Annotated in this window: 14 protein-coding genes; 5 read left to right on the plus strand and 9 right to left on the minus strand. The window is 74.7% G+C overall.

Annotated elements, in window-relative coordinates:
* Positions 1-66: 66 nt before the first annotated feature.
* The 3 genes from lpdA to ACIQPQ_RS03860 all read right to left on the minus strand — a co-directional run bounded on the left by lpdA (position 67) and on the right by ACIQPQ_RS03860 (position 4,502).
* Positions 67-1,455: a dihydrolipoyl dehydrogenase gene (gene lpdA / locus ACIQPQ_RS03850; RefSeq protein ID WP_401299287.1), complete on the minus strand. Its 1,389-nt coding sequence runs from the start codon at positions 1,453-1,455 to the stop codon at positions 67-69.
* A 372-nt stretch (positions 1,456-1,827) separates the two neighbouring features.
* Complete coding sequence (locus ACIQPQ_RS03855) at positions 1,828-3,366, minus strand: leucyl aminopeptidase (RefSeq protein WP_401299290.1); 1,539 nt, start codon at positions 3,364-3,366, stop codon at positions 1,828-1,830.
* A 308-nt stretch (positions 3,367-3,674) separates the two neighbouring features.
* Positions 3,675-4,502, minus strand: coding sequence for an adenosylcobinamide-GDP ribazoletransferase (locus ACIQPQ_RS03860; RefSeq protein ID WP_401299293.1), 828 nt, complete (start codon positions 4,500-4,502; stop codon positions 3,675-3,677).
* 53 nt (positions 4,503-4,555) lie between these two features.
* Here ACIQPQ_RS03860 and ACIQPQ_RS03865 point away from each other — a divergent pair, with 53 nt between their 5' ends.
* Complete coding sequence (locus ACIQPQ_RS03865) at positions 4,556-5,329, plus strand: hypothetical protein (RefSeq protein ID WP_401299295.1); 774 nt, start codon at positions 4,556-4,558, stop codon at positions 5,327-5,329.
* Here ACIQPQ_RS03865 and ACIQPQ_RS03870 read toward each other — a convergent pair.
* Both ACIQPQ_RS03870 and cobT read right to left on the minus strand, forming a co-directional pair.
* Positions 5,224-5,973: a hypothetical protein gene (locus ACIQPQ_RS03870; protein WP_401299298.1), complete on the minus strand. Its 750-nt coding sequence runs from the start codon at positions 5,971-5,973 to the stop codon at positions 5,224-5,226. The two genes, ACIQPQ_RS03865 and ACIQPQ_RS03870, sit on opposite strands and share 106 nt — an antisense overlap.
* 86 nt (positions 5,974-6,059) lie before the next feature.
* Positions 6,060-7,181: a nicotinate-nucleotide--dimethylbenzimidazole phosphoribosyltransferase gene (cobT, locus tag ACIQPQ_RS03875; RefSeq protein WP_401299301.1), complete on the minus strand. Its 1,122-nt coding sequence runs from the start codon at positions 7,179-7,181 to the stop codon at positions 6,060-6,062.
* Between the two features lie 209 nt (positions 7,182-7,390).
* On the opposite strand from cobT, the gene ACIQPQ_RS03880 reads away from it, so the two are divergent.
* On the plus strand, positions 7,391-8,347 hold the full coding sequence (locus tag ACIQPQ_RS03880; protein WP_401299304.1) for a class I SAM-dependent methyltransferase: 957 nt from the start codon (positions 7,391-7,393) through the stop codon (positions 8,345-8,347).
* 28 nt (positions 8,348-8,375) lie between these two features.
* On the opposite strand, the gene ACIQPQ_RS03885 is transcribed toward ACIQPQ_RS03880, so the two are convergent.
* The gene (locus ACIQPQ_RS03885; RefSeq protein WP_401299307.1) at positions 8,376-9,584 is read right to left on the minus strand and encodes a bifunctional adenosylcobinamide kinase/adenosylcobinamide-phosphate guanylyltransferase; all 1,209 of its coding nucleotides are present in this window, start codon (positions 9,582-9,584) and stop codon (positions 8,376-8,378) included.
* Positions 9,585-9,696: 112 nt separating this feature from the next.
* On the opposite strand from ACIQPQ_RS03885, the gene ACIQPQ_RS03890 reads away from it, so the two are divergent.
* On the plus strand, positions 9,697-9,912 hold the full coding sequence (locus ACIQPQ_RS03890; protein WP_383781656.1) for a hypothetical protein: 216 nt from the start codon (positions 9,697-9,699) through the stop codon (positions 9,910-9,912).
* 72 nt (positions 9,913-9,984) lie between these two features.
* On the opposite strand, the gene ACIQPQ_RS03895 is transcribed toward ACIQPQ_RS03890, so the two are convergent.
* The 3 genes from ACIQPQ_RS03895 to ACIQPQ_RS03905 form a co-directional block, all read right to left on the minus strand.
* Positions 9,985-11,115, minus strand: coding sequence for a S1C family serine protease (locus tag ACIQPQ_RS03895; RefSeq protein ID WP_401299310.1), 1,131 nt, complete (start codon positions 11,113-11,115; stop codon positions 9,985-9,987).
* Between the two features lie 136 nt (positions 11,116-11,251).
* A complete protein-coding gene (locus ACIQPQ_RS03900) occupies positions 11,252-11,956 on the minus strand; it encodes a class I SAM-dependent methyltransferase (RefSeq protein WP_401299637.1) in 705 nt (234 codons plus the stop codon).
* Positions 11,957-12,036: 80 nt separating this feature from the next.
* Positions 12,037-12,669, minus strand: coding sequence for a DUF3043 domain-containing protein (locus ACIQPQ_RS03905; RefSeq protein WP_383781661.1), 633 nt, complete (start codon positions 12,667-12,669; stop codon positions 12,037-12,039).
* A gap of 269 nt (positions 12,670-12,938) precedes the next feature.
* Between ACIQPQ_RS03905 and ACIQPQ_RS03910 the strand changes: the two genes are divergently transcribed.
* Both ACIQPQ_RS03910 and ACIQPQ_RS03915 read left to right on the plus strand, forming a co-directional pair.
* A complete protein-coding gene (locus tag ACIQPQ_RS03910) occupies positions 12,939-13,736 on the plus strand; it encodes a PspA/IM30 family protein (RefSeq protein WP_383781663.1) in 798 nt (265 codons plus the stop codon).
* A gap of 37 nt (positions 13,737-13,773) precedes the next feature.
* On the plus strand, positions 13,774-14,052 hold the full coding sequence (locus ACIQPQ_RS03915) for a hypothetical protein (RefSeq protein WP_383781665.1): 279 nt from the start codon (positions 13,774-13,776) through the stop codon (positions 14,050-14,052).
* Positions 14,053-14,132 lie beyond the last annotated feature (80 nt).

The raw sequence follows: 14,132 nt of genomic DNA on the forward strand, positions 1-14,132 counted from the left end.
TTACGAAAGTGCGGAAGTCTGTGTCGTCGCGTGTCGTCGCGTGTCTCGCGTACGTCGACCGAGGGGTCAGTCGTGCGAGTGGAGCGGCTTGCCCGCGAGGGCCAGGTGCGCTTCGCCGAGCGCTTCGTTCTGGGTCGGGTGGGCGTGGATGAGCTGGGCCACCTCGGCCGGCAGCGCCTCCCAGTTGTAGATCAGCTGGGCCTCGCCGACCTGCTCGCCCATCCGGTCGCCGACCATGTGGACGCCGACCACGGCACCGTCCTTGACCTGGACGAGCTTGATCTCGCCCGCGGTCTGGAGGATCTTGCTCTTGCCGTTGCCCGCCAGGTTGTACTTCAGGGCGACGACCTTGTCCGCACCGTAGATCTCCTTGGCCTTGGCCTCGGTGATGCCCACGGAGGCGACCTCGGGGTGGCAGTACGTCACCCGCGGCACGCCGTCGTAGTCGATCGGGACGGTCTTGAGACCGGCCAGCCGCTCCGCCACCAGGATGCCCTCGGCGAAGCCGACGTGCGCGAGCTGGAGGGTCGGGACGAGGTCGCCGACGGCGGAGATGGTGGGAACGTTGGTCCGCATGTACTCGTCGACCAGGACGTAGCCCCGGTCGGTCGCGACACCCTGCTCCTCGTAGCCGAGTCCGGCGGAGACCGGGCCGCGGCCGACCGCGACCAGCAGGACCTCGGCCTCGAACTCCTTGCCGTCGGCGAGGGTGACCTTGACGCCGTCGGTGGTGTACTCGGCCTTCGAGAAGAAGGTGCCCAGGTTGAACTTGATGCCGCGCTTGCGGAACGCGCGCTCAAGAAGCTTGGAGGAGTTCTCGTCCTCGACGGGCACGAGGTGCTTGAGGCCCTCGATGACCGTGACGTCCGAGCCGAACGACTTCCACGCGGAGGCGAACTCCACGCCGATGACGCCGCCGCCCAGGATGATCGCGGACTTCGGGACCCGGTCCAGCACGAGGGCGTGGTCGGAGGAGATGATCCGGTCGCCGTCGATCTCCAGACCCGGCAGCGACTTCGGCACGGAGCCGGTCGCCAGCAGGACGTGGCGGCCCTGGACCCGCTGCCCGTTCACGTCGACGGAGGTGGGGGAGGACAGCCGGCCCTCGCCCTCGATGTACGTCACCTTGCGGGAGGCGACGAGTCCCTGGAGGCCCTTGTAGAGCCCGGAGATGACGCCGTCCTTGTACTTGTGGACGGCGGGGACGTCGATGCCCTCGAAGGTGGCCTTCACGCCGAACTGCTCGCTCTCGCGGGCCTGGTCGGCGATCTCGCCCGCGTGGAGCAGGGCCTTGGTGGGGATGCAACCCCGGTGCAGGCAGGTGCCGCCGACCTTGTCCTTCTCGATCAGGGCGACGTCCAGTCCCAGCTGCGCCCCGCGCAGGGCCGCGGCGTAGCCACCGCTTCCACCGCCGAGGATCACTAGGTCGAAAACGGTGCTGGCGTCGTTCGCCACGTCACGTCCTCCATGCATGTGCGCCGTACGCCGGGCACCGTTGCCCTTGCGGGTGGTTGACCGGTCGGTCGGCTGGTGTCCGGCCGCTCTTTCTTCGGCCCTGTGGTGGGGGCCCTGTCCTGCCGAGCCCCATCTTCGCACCTGCGGGGGGCGGACGGGACGCGGGGCCGGGGTGTGAGACGTCCCACGCTCACCTGAGACGGCTGCGCGGGGACGCCCCGGAGGGGGCCGGGAACCGTGCGACCAGCCGGACCCGGCCCCGCCCGCCCTGCGACGGGCGGAGCCGTACGGTCCACGTGATCCGGCGCACAGTCCCCACGCCCCCGGCGCGAACCCGGGGACCCGGGAACCGCGTACCCGGTGCGGGGCGGGTCAGCCCAGGTCGCCCGCGGCGGTCAGCTCCGCGAGCCGCACCAGGGTGCGCACCGCGGTGCCGGTGCCGCCCTTCGGGGTGTAGCCGAACGGGCCGCCCTCGTTGAACGCCGGACCGGCGATGTCGAGGTGGGCCCAGCTGATGCCCTCGCCGACGAACTCGCGCAGGAAGAGACCGGCGACGAGGCCGCCGCCCATCCGCTCGCCCATGTTGGCGATGTCGGCGACCTGCGAGTCCATGCCCTTGCGCAGGTGCTCCGGCAGCGGCATCGGCCAGGCGGGCTCGCCGACCTCCTCGGCGGCCTCGTGGACCGCGGTGCGGAAGGCCTCGTCGTTGGCCATCACACCGAAGGTGCGGCTGCCGAGCGCCAGCATCATCGCGCCGGTCAGGGTCGCGACGTCGACGATGGCGTCCGGCTTCTCCTGCGAGGCCGCCCACAGGGCGTCCGCCAGGACCAGGCGGCCCTCGGCGTCGGTGTTGAGGACCTCGACCGTCTTGCCGCTGAACATCCGCAGCACGTCACCCGGGCGGGTGGCGGAGCCGGACGGCATGTTCTCCGCGAGGGCCAGCCAGCCCGTCACGTTGACGTCCAGGCCGAGCCGGGCGACCGTGACGACGGCGGCGAAGACCGCCGCCGCGCCGCTCATGTCGCACTTCATGGTCTCGTTGTGCCCGGCGGGCTTCAGCGAGATGCCGCCCGAGTCGTAGGTGATGCCCTTGCCGACGAACGCCAGGTGCTTCTTCGCCTTCGAGGCGGTGTACGACAGCTTGACCAGCCGCGGGGTCGCCGCGGAACCGGCGCCGACGCCGAGGATGCCGCCGTAGCCGCCCTTGGCCAGGGCCTTCTCGTCGAGAACCTGGATCTTGATGCCGTGTTCCTTGGCCGCGGTCTGCGCGATCGCGGCGAAGGCCTCGGGGTCGAGGTCGTTGGGCGGGGTGTTGATGAGGTCACGGGCCCGGTTGAGCTCCTCGGTGACCGCGGTGGCGCGGGCGACGGCGGCCTTGTGGGCGGCGTCGCGCGGCTTCCCGCCGAGCAGGACGGCCTCGGCGAGCGGCGCCTTGCCGGCGCGGGCCTTGGCGTCCTTGTTCTGCTCCTTGTAGGTGTCGAAGGAGTACGCGCCGAGCGCCACGCCCTCGGCGACCGCGCCGAGGTCGGCGGCGTCCGTCAGCGGCAGCAGGAACGCGGCCTTCTTGGCGCCCGCGAGGGTCCGGGCCGCCACACCGGCGGCGCGGCGCAGCGCCTCCGCGTCGTACGACGCGTCCTTCTCGGGCTCCGTGCCGAGCCCCACGGCCAGCACGAGCGGCGTCTTGAACCCGGCCGGGGCGGGCAGCTTCGTCACCTCTCCCTCGGCGCCGGTGGCCCCGAGGGTTTCCAGGACGCCGGCGAGGCGGCCGTCGTAGGCCTGGGCGAGGGCGTCCGCGCCGGGGGCGACGACGAGGTCCCCGGACTTCGGGGCGGCGCCCTTGGCGACACCGATCACGATCGCGTCGGCCCGCAGGCCGGGCGCCGCGGCGGTGCTGAGAGTGAGAGCAGTCACGGTGGTGAAATCTCGCTTCCGATGTGGAGTTGCTGTGGCCGTTCGGAGTGGGACGACCGGGCCCGACAGCCGACCCTAGAACCGGGTCGAGGGCGCGGTCGCCACCGGGGGTCTGCCCCACCGGCGCGGCGGACCGGGCGGCGAACCCCGCGACGAGCGTACGCGTGCGTGCGCGATCGCTCATGCGCCGAGTCTTCACCCGTCGGCGGCGCCGTGACCACACCTTGATCCTGACAGACTCCCGAACCCGTATGAACCGGGTCACACTCCCGGTCACGGCGGTCGGCCGCGGCCGTCGGCCGCCGGGGTCACCCTCCGGCGCAGCACACCACCAGGGCCGTCGTCGCCGCGGTCTCCGCGAGGCCGCCGAAGACGTCGCCGGTGACCCCGCCGAAGCGGCGTACGCAGTGCCGCAGCAGGAGGTCGGCGGCGAGGGCGGCGGCCACGACGGCGACGGCGGCGCGCACCGCGCCGTACCCGCCGAGCAGCGCCCCGCCGCCCGCCGCGAGGGCCACGCACCCGGCGGCCACCGCCAGCGCGCCGGGCCGCGGCACCACGCCCGCCACCGCCGCGCCGAGCCCCTCCGGCCGGGCGGCGGGCACCCCGGCGCGGGCCGCGAGGGTGAGCGCCAGCCGGGCGGCGACCCCGGCGACGACGGCCGCGACCGCGCCCCGCGCCCCGGAGGCGTCGAACGCCCGCTCCAGGGCGGCCGTCTGGGCGAGCAGCACCAGGACGAGGGTGACGACGCCGAACGGTCCGATGTCGGACTGCTTCATGATCCGCAGCGCGTCCTCGGCGGGCCGCCCGCTGCCCAGCCCGTCCGCGGTGTCGGCGAGCCCGTCGAGGTGCAGCCCGCGCGTCAGGACGGCCGGTACGGCGGTGGCGGCGACGGCGGCCAGCAGCGGACCCGTGCCCAGGGCGAGCGTCGCGAGGCCCGCCCCGGCCGCGCAGCCGCCCACGACCAGCCCGGCCAGCGGCGCGGCGAGCATGCCCGCGCGCGCGGCCGCCCGGTCCCACCGGGTCACCCGTACGGGGAGCACGGTGAGGGTGCCGAAGGCGAAGCGGAGGCCGTCCAAGAACAGGGAGGGCGAGGCGGACGAGGCGGGCGGGGCGGGGGAGGGCGGGGGCGTGGACACCGGCGCAGGCTACCCGGCGGGCGGTCCGGGGGCCGGGGGACGAAAATGCCCGTATGGGAGATTGGTGGCAACGCAACATCATCGAGCCGGGCAAACTCCCGCTGCTGCTCGCCCTCGCGGCCTTCGTCCTCACGTTCCTGATCACCCGCGTCATCACCCGGCTGATCCGCGCGGGGCGGGGCCCGTTCGGGAACGTCAAGGCGGGCGGCCTGCACATCCACCACGTGGTGCCCGGCATCATCCTCGCCGTCGTGGGCGGCTTCGGCGCGGTCGCCAGCGGACGGCACGGCTTCGGCTCCTACGCCTGCGCGGTCGTCTTCGGTATCGGCGCCGGGCTGGTGCTGGACGAGTTCGCGCTGGTGCTGCACCTCGACGACGTGTACTGGTCGGAGGCGGGGCGGCAGAGCGTGGAGGTCGTGGTGCTGACGGCGGCCCTGGTGGGGCTGGTGCTGGTCGGGTTCTCGCCGTTCGGCGTCAACGACCTCAGCGACGAGGAGCTCCAGGACCGGGGGAGCGTCATCTCCACCGTGGTGGTGAACTTCCTGCTCGCGCTGGGCGTCCTCAGCAAGGGCAAGGCCAAGATGGCCCTGTTCAGCGTGATCATCCCGTTCGTCGCGCTCTTCGGCATCATCCGCCTGGCCCGCCCCGGCTCCCCGTGGGCCCGCCGCTTCTACCGCAGGCGCCCCCGCGCGCGGGCCCGCGCGACGCTGCGCGCCTACCATCACGACCGGCGCTGGTCCGGCCCGAGCCGGGTGCTCGGCGACTGGCTGGGCGGCAAGACCGACGCCGAGCTGACCGAGGCCGCCGAGGCGGCCCACCACCGCTGACGCGCCCCCGCGATCCCGCACAGCACGCCGGTCGCGGCGAGCGCCGCGAGGTGCTCCCGCCCGGCCAGGTTCGCCTCCACGGCGACCTCGCCGACCATCGCCGCGACGACCGCGCCCGCGGTGACGTACGCCTGGTAGCGCCACGCCACGAACAGGGCGAGGCCGACCACCGCGGCCGACGGGCCGGTGTCCACCACCCGCGCGTACGAGGCGGGCAGGCCGAGCGGGCCGTCCGGGCCCAGGGCGATCCCGGCGCGCGCGTACAGCGTCCCGGCGAGGGTGGCGGTGTACGCCACGGCGAGCGTCGGCCAGCGGCCGAGGCAGACCTCGGCGATCCCGAACACCAGCAGGATCTGCCCCAGCGCGCCCCAGACGGGCAGGTCGGGGGCGGGCACGAACAGCGACAGCGGGGTCCGCAGCAGCGCCAGCCACAGCGGGTCGGCGGCGCGCACCCCGCCCAGGTCCCGGACGAGCCCGTACCCCCACGTCTGGTTCTGCGTCACCTGGACGAGCGCCGTCAGCGCCACCGCCCCCAGCGTCATCGGCACGGCCCGCCACCCCCGCCGCGCCAACGGCTCCCGCACCGCCCCGTACAACGCCCCCCACTCGGCCCGAACCCACCGCCCGCACCGGACACGTCCCATGAAAGGGGATGGTATGTCCGGTATGGGGGTGAGGGGTGGTTTGAGGCGGCCGGGCGCGGAGGGTGCCAGGTCGGCCGGGACACGCCCTAGTTCTCGACGCGCTCCGCGGTCCCGGTGGGCTCCTCCGTCGTGGAGGGGGCTTCCGTCTTCGCGGCGGGGGTGTCCGCGCGTTCCGGCAGCTCCGCCGCCAGGGCCGCCGCCGCCTGGATCAGGGGGAGGGCGAGCAGGGCGCCCGCGCCCTCGCCGACGGTCAGGCCCTGGTCCAGGAGGGGCTCCAGGGCCATCCGGTCGAGGGCCTTCGCCTGGCCCGGCTCGCCGCTGCGCTGACCGGCGAGCCACCAGTCCGGCGCGCGGAACGCGATCCGCTGGCCGACCAGCGCGCACGCCGAGGCCACCACCCCGTCCAGCACGACCGGGACCTTCCGCACCGCGCACTGGAGGAGGAAGCCCGTCATGGCGGCCAGGTCGGCGCCGCCCACCGTCGCCAGCAGCTGGAGCTGTTCGCCGAGGACCGGCCGGGCCCGCCGCAGCGCGTCCCGGATCGCCGCGCACTTGCGCATCCACGCCAGGTCGTCGATGGCCTGCCCGCCCCGCCCGGTCACCACCGAGGCGTCCGTCCCGCACAGCGCGGCCACCAGCACGCCCGCCGCCGTGGTCCCGCCGACGCTGACGTCCCCGAGCACCACCAGGTCCGTACCGGAGTCGGCCTCCTCGTCGGCCACCGCGACGCCCGCCCGGAAGGCCCGCTCGGCCTCCTCGGCGGTCAGCGCGTCCTCGACGTCGATCCGGCCGCTGCCGCGCCGCACCCGGTGCCGGGAGACGTCGGCCGGGAAGGTGTCCGGCGGGCAGTCCAGCGCCATGTCCACGATCCGTACCGGCACGTCCAGCCGCCGCGCCAGCACCGACACCGGGCGGCCGCCCTCCAGCACGTCCTGGACCAGCTGCGTCGCACTGCTCGCGGGCCGCGCCGACACGCCCAGCTCCGCGACGCCGTGGTCGCCCGCGAACAGCACCACCCGGGGCCGCGTCAGCGGCCGTACCGGCACGACGCCCTGCGCGGCGGCCAGCCACTCGCCCAGCTCGTCCAGGCGGCCCAGCGATCCTGGCGCCACGACCCGGCGCTCGCGGTGCGCCTCCGCGTCCCGGCGCACCCCGCCGTCCGGACGCTCGATCAGATCGGTGAAGTCGTCGAGATTCAGCGCGCTCATTCGCCGAACAGTACCGGCAGCGGCGGGCCGCCCCGGCGCCACGTCGGCACCACACCCCCGCGACGTCATTGCACCCAAGATCCCGATCCCATACGTTCCGTTAAGTTCACTTTTGCGGTGAATCCCGTGGTGCATCGCGTCCCGCTGTGCACCGCACCCCGTCGTGCACCGCCGCGCCCGCGAGACGCCCTCCCCCCACGGAGCCGCTCATGCCCCCCAGGCCCATCCACGAGCCGCGCCGCGACACCTGCCCCTGGTGCGGCTCCGCCCGGCTGCGCACCCGGCTGCGCGCCCCCGACCTGATCCACCGCCGCCCGGGGACCTTCGGCCTCGACCAGTGCCGGGACTGCGCGCACACCTTCCAGAACCCGCGCCTGAGCGCCGAGGGCCTGGACCTGTACCGGCGCAGCCCCGGTGAGCAGGACGCCGCCCGGCTCGCCGCGCGCGTCCTCGCCGCCCGCACCGCGCGCCGCCGCCTGCGCGCCACGGCCCGCGTGATGCTGCCCTTCCCGGAACCGGAGAGCTGGCTCGACGTCGGCACCGGCCAGGCCATGTTCCCGGCCGCCGCGCGGGACGTCTTCGCGTACACCGCCTTCGACGGCGTCGACCCGACCTCCCGTGTGGTGTCCGCGCGCGACGCGGGCCGCCTGGAGGAGGCCCACCAGGGCGAGTTGAGCCATCCGGGCACCTACACCCGGCTGCGCGCCCGCTACGACGTCGTCAGCATGCTGCACCACCTGGAGCACACCCTCGATCCCCGCGCCGAACTGGCCGCCGCGCTGCACGCGTTGCGCCCCGGCGGCCATCTGCTGCTCGAACTCCCCGACCCGCAGAGCGCGTTCGCCGCGCTGCTCGGCAAGTGGTGGGTGCCGTACGGGCAGCCGCGCCACCTCCACCTCATCCCGCTGGCCAACCTCCGCGCCGAACTGGAGTCCCGCGGCTGCGCGGTGGTCCGCGCCGACCGGGGCGGGGCGCACGTCCCGCACGACCTCTCGGCCGCGCTCTCCGTCGCCCTGACCCGCGCGATCCCCGCCCCCCGCACCGGACTTCTGCGCGCCACCGCCCCGCTGGTCGCCGCCGCGACCGCCCTCGACCACACCCTCGCGCCGCTCCTGCGCCACACCCGCTTCTCCAACACCTACCGCCTGATCGCCCGCAAGGGCTGACGGCCGACCGGCCGTCCTCGCGGGCCCGTCACCCCCGCAGCACCACCGCCTGCCCCGCCACCACCAGCAGCACCTGCTCGCACTCGCCCGCCACCGCCGCGTTCAGCCGCCCCAGTTCGTCCCGGTAGCGGCGGCCGGAGGCGGTGGCGGGGACGATGCCCGAGCCGACCTCGTTCGACACCAGCACCACGGTCCGCCGGGTCGCGCGGACCGCCGCGGCCAGCTCCGACACCCGTGCGCGCAGGGCCCGTTCACCGCCGGAACCCCACACCGCGTCGTCCCACGCCCCGACCGCGTCCATCGCGTCCGTCAGCCACAGCGACAGACAGTCCACCAGCAGCGGCGGCCCGTCCCCGGCCAGCAGCGGCACCAGGTCGCAGGTCTCCGTCGTACGCCAGGACCCCGGCCGCCGCTCCCGGTGCGCGCAGACCCGCGCCGCCCACTCGGTGTCCCCGCCGCGCGTCCCGCCCGTCGCCACGTACAGCACGCCGGGGAACGCCTCCAGCCGCCGTTCCGCCTCCACCGACTTGCCGGACCGGGCGCCGCCCAGCACCAGCGTCCGGCGCGGCACGTCCGGCACCTTCTCGTACGCCCCGACCGCCAGCGTCGCCCCGTCCGGCACCGCCCGCGCCCCGGCCGCCGCGAGCCGCCGCCGCAGCTCGGCGCGGGGCGGCACGTCGTGGTCGAGGTGGACGGCGACCACGTCCGTCGTCGGCCCCACCGCGCCCACCGCCCGCAGTTTCGCCAGCGCGTCCGGCCGCCCCACCACGTCCACGAGGACCATGGCGTACGGCTCCGCCGCCGCCGTGCCCTCCTCCAGCCCCGCGGGCGCGCCCCCGGGCGGCAGGTACAGCAGCCGCTGCCCCTCCGGGCCGGTCACCGCGTACCCCGTGCCCGGCGCGTCGAGCGCCACCGCCCGCACCCGGTGGCCCGTCAGCAGCGCCAGCTCCCGCCCGTCGGGCACCCGCCCCGGCTGCGGCAGCCCGGCCGGGACCTCCACCGCGGGCCCGTCGTGCGGATGCGACAGCAGCACCTGCCCCACGCCGCCCAGCGACCGCCCCGACCGGGCCGCCGCGAACGCCACCCCCGGTGTCAGGTCGAGCAGCAGCGCCCCGTCCACCAGCACCGAGGTCGCCGCCCGCGCGTCCGCCCCCACGGACGTCGCGCAGACCGCGCACGGGCAGTCGGGGCGGGGCAGTCCCGCGGGGGCACCGGTACCGAGCAGCGTCGCTTCCACGCCCCGATTTTCGCGCGTCCCCCCAGGTCTCGCGCATCAGGGCCTAGGCTTTGGCGGGGCCGGACCAAGATCCGGTCCCTGCTCTGCCTGTGTTGACACGTGGGAGGCGTACATGGCGGCATGGACGTGGCGGTTCGAGAAGGCCGACGGGACGGAGGTCCAGCCCGCGGTGCAGCCCGAGGAGTTCACCACCCAGGGCGACGCCGAGTCGTGGATCGGCGAGTACTGGAAGGACCTCGTCGAGGGCGGCGCGGACCAGGTCCGGCTGTTCGAGGACGCCACCGAGATCTACGGCCCGATGAACCTGCACGCGGAGGACGCGGGCTGACACCCCCGCCGCCCGGCGCGCGGGCCGCCCCCGGTCACCCCGGACGGCCCGCGCACCCCGGCCGTACGGGCGTCACTGCTCGCCGAGGGTCACGTCCGCGGTCCGCCGCTCGCCGTCGCGGGTGAACGTGACCGTCGTACGGTCCCCCGGCCGCTCCTCGGCCAGCGCCTCCGCGAGCGAGGTGATCGTGGTGACGTCGGTGTCGCCCAACCGGGTGATGACGTCCCCGGCGCGCAGCCCCGCCTTGTCGGCCGCGCCGCCCTTCTCCACCTCCACCACCGCCACCCCGGCCGCCCGGTAGCCGTCGTCGACGACCGTCCGCCCGCTGATGCCGAGCGCGGCCCGCCCCGAGTCGGTGACCCGCCCGTCCCGCACGATCTGGTCGGCGACCGTACGCACCATCGACGCCGGGATCGCGAAGCCGATGCCCGGCGCCGCGCCCTCCCCGAGCGTCGGGTCGGTGGCCGCGAGGGTGGGGATGCCGATGACCCGGCCGTCCAGGCCGACCAGCGCGCCGCCGCTGTTGCCGGGGTTGATCGCCGCCGACGTCTGCACCATGTTCGGGATGGTCGCCCCCGTCCCGCCGCCCGCCGAACCGGCGCTGACGGTCCGTCCGGTCGCCGACACGATGCCCTGCGTCACGCTCGACGACAGCCCGAGCGGCGAGCCCATCGCCAGCACGATCTGCCCGACCTCGACCGTCCCGGTGTCCCCGAACTCCGCCGCCCGCAGCCCGTCGGGGACCCGGTCCAGGCGGATGACGGCGAGGTCCTGCTCCGGGTACGCGAACACGAGCGTCGCGGCCAGCGGCTCCTCGCTGTGCGCGGTCGTCACCCGGAACGTCTTCTCGTCCCCGACGACGTGCGCGTTGGTCACGATGTGCCCCTCGCCGTCGTAGACGACGCCCGACCCCAGGTCCCGGCTCGCCTCGATCTGCACCACCGACGGCAGCACGTCCCGGATGACCTCCTGGTAGGCGCTCTGGAGGTCCTCCGCCCGGTCGGACGGCGCGGCGGCGGCCTGCCGGGTCACGTCCCCGCGCGCCGCCGTCCCCGCGCCGGAGCACCCGGCGGCCGCCGCGAGGAGCCCCGCGGCGAGTACGGCCGCGGCCCGCCGTACGGGGCGGGGCCGGGCACGGAACGCGGCGCGGGCAGAGGCGGGGCGTCGGATACGGGCGGGGCGTCGGGTACGGCGAGCGTCCATGCCCCGAGTCTCACGGCGCGGCGCCCGCCCGGCCCGCCCGGCTCAGCCGAACGAGGGGACGGGGGCCGTCGGCTCCGCGCACCCCGGCGCCGCACGCCGCGCGGGCTCGGCCTCGTACGCCGCGCGGGGCCGGATCTCAGCCGCGTACGCCGCACAGGTGGAGCAGGGCCGCGACGCCGCGGTAGGGGTCCGTGCGGCCCGCGCGTTCCTCCGCGGCGAACAGCTCCTCCGGGGCGTCGGGGACGGCCGCGTCGTCCGCCGCCGTGTCGGTGAAGACCCGCACCCCGTACCAGGAGTGGAGGGGCGCGCCGATGCCCGCCAGGGTCGCCGTCAGCGTCTCCAGCCGGTCCGCGCGCACGTCGAGGCCGAGCCGGTTGCGGTAGGCGGTCGTGTCGAAGCCCGCCAGGGCGCCCGCCCAGTCGCCGGACAGACCCGGCCGCATCGCGAGCGCGTCCGCGTTGCGCACCAGCAGCGACAGCAGGCCGCCCGGCGCCAGGACGCGGGCGAGGCCCGCCAGCAGCGGGTCGGGCTCCTCGACGTACATGAGCACGCCGTGGCAGAGCACCACGTCGAAGCTGCCGGGCACGAAGTGCACGCCTGTGTCCCGGCCGTCGCCCTCGATGATCCGCATCCGCTCCCGGATGCCCTCCGGCTCGCCGCTCAGCGCCTCGCGGGCCGTCGCGATCATCGTCGCGTTCTGCTCCAGGCCGGTCACCTGGTGACCGAGCCGGGCCAGGCGCAGCGCCTGCGTGCCCTGGCCCATCCCCACGTCGAGCACGCGCAGCCGCTGCCCGACCGGGAACCGCCCGGCTATCTGCTCGTCGAGCTGGCGGGCGACCAGCTCCTGCCGCACCACGTCCCGCAGGCCGCCCAGCTTGGTCAGCCAGGCCTTCGCGGCACCCCCGGAGAACGCCGCAGTGCTCAGGGCTTCGCTCCGCGCTTGAGCTGCGGCTTGGGCAGCCGGAGCCGACGCAGCTGGAGCGAGCGCATCAGGGCGTACGCCACGGCGCCGCGCCGGTTGTCGTCGGGGAAGCGCTCGGCGAGCCGCTTCTTCAGCCGGAAGCCGGTCAGGACCGAGTCCAGGACGATCAGCACGATCACCACGAGCCACAGCAGCAGCGCGACGCTCTGCAGGGCGCCCACCCGGATCATGCTCAGCACGAGGATGACCACGGCCATGGGCAGGAAGAACTCCGCCACGTTGAACCGCGCGTCGATGAAGTCGCGGGCGAACTTGCGGACCGGGCCCTTGTCGCGGGCCGGGAGGAACCGCTCGTCGCCGCCCGCGAGCGCCTGTCGCTGGCGCTCCATCTGGGCTCGGCGCTCCTCGCGCTGGCGCTTGGCGGCGTCCTTGCGCGTCAACGACGTGTTGGCGACGCTGCGGCGCTGGGACTGGGCCTCACTGCGCTTGGGAGTGGGCCGGCCCTTGGGAGCCTGCGGGTCGCGGATCTTCGCGGAGTCGGTCACCGACGCCTTGTCGGCGACGGCTGCCTTCTCGTCCTTGGTGGAACGGCTACGGAACACAAAACCCAAGGGTAAGGGGTGCCGGGGCATGGACCGCAGCCCGGTGGGGAACGATCCGGCAACACCGGGCGTCCTGCATGACAGGAGCAACGGAAGTCGATGAAGGGCGCCGGGACGACGCCCGCCCGTCCACCCCTGGGGTTCACCTACTCCTCAGGCCGGATCGGGTGACACCACAGTCGTCCTTGGGGAGGAGCGCATCCGTCCCCGAACAGTGCGTCAATGGATGCAGGGCCCGTACTGTGGGTTCTGTCGCAGAGCTGGTGCCGGAGTCCGTCAGAAGGGGGCGCGCGAAGCCCATGAGCGGTGTCATGAAGCGTATGGGGATGATCTTCCGCGCGAAGGCGAACAAAGCCCTTGACCGGGCCGAGGACCCGCGCGAAACCCTCGATTACTCGTATCAGAAGCAGCTGGAGCTGCTGCAGAAGGTGCGGCGCGGCGTGGCCGACGTCGCCACCTCCCGCAAGCGGCTGGAGCTCCAGCTCAACCAGTTGCAGTCCCAGTCGTCCAAGCTGGAGGACCAGGGCCGCAAGGCGCTCGCCCTCGGCCGTGAGGACCTCGCCCGCGAGGCGCTGTCGCGCCGGGCCGCCCTCCAGCAGCAGGTGACCGACCTGGAGACGCAGCACTCCACCCTCCAGGGCGAGGAGGAGAAGCTCACCCTCGCGGCCCAGCGCCTCCAGGCCAAGGTGGACGCCTTCCGCACCAAGAAGGAGACCATCAAGGCCACCTACACGGCCGCCCAGGCGCAGACCCGGATCGGGGAGGCCTTCTCCGGCATCTCCGAGGAGATGGGCGACGTCGGCCTGGCCATCCAGCGGGCCGAGGACAAGACGGCGCAGCTCCAGGCCCGCGCCGGCGCCCTCGACGAGCTGCTCGCCTCCGGCGCCCTCGACGACCCCACCGGCATCGCCAAGGACGACCTCCAGGCCGAGCTGGACCGGCTCTCGGGTGGTACGGATGTAGAGCTGGAGCTCCAGCGCATGAAGGCCGAGCTGGCCGGGGGTTCCTCCGCCGGGCAGCAGGCCATCGAGGGCGGCACCAACGCCCCGCAGCACCAGCAGCAGCCGCAGGACACCCCGCGCTTCGACAAGCAGTAGCAGCCCGGCGCCGGGGACCGGAGCCGAGGAGGCCGACATGATCGTCCGGATCATGGGGGAGGGCCAGTGGACACTGGCCGACTCCCACTTCGCCGAGCTGAACACGCTCGACGACGAGTTGCTCGCCGAGATGGAGGGCGGCGACGAGAACGGCTTCCGCCGGACCCTCGGCGCCCTCCTGGACGCCGTACGGCGGCTCGGCGAGCCCCTGCCGGACGACGCGCTGGAGCCCTCGGAGCTGATCCTCCCGGCGCCGGGGGCGAGCCTGGAGGAGGTCCGGGAGATGCTGAGCGACGACGGCCTCATCCCGGGCTGAGCCGTCCCGCCCCGCCCCGCCGTACACCGGTCGCCGCCCACGGGCACCCACCGGCCCCGTCCACCGTTGTACGGACGGGG

It is taken from the genome of Streptomyces sp. NPDC091281 (genome assembly GCF_044757425.1).
In the GTDB taxonomy this organism is placed as follows: Bacteria; Actinomycetota; Actinomycetes; order Streptomycetales; family Streptomycetaceae; genus Streptomyces.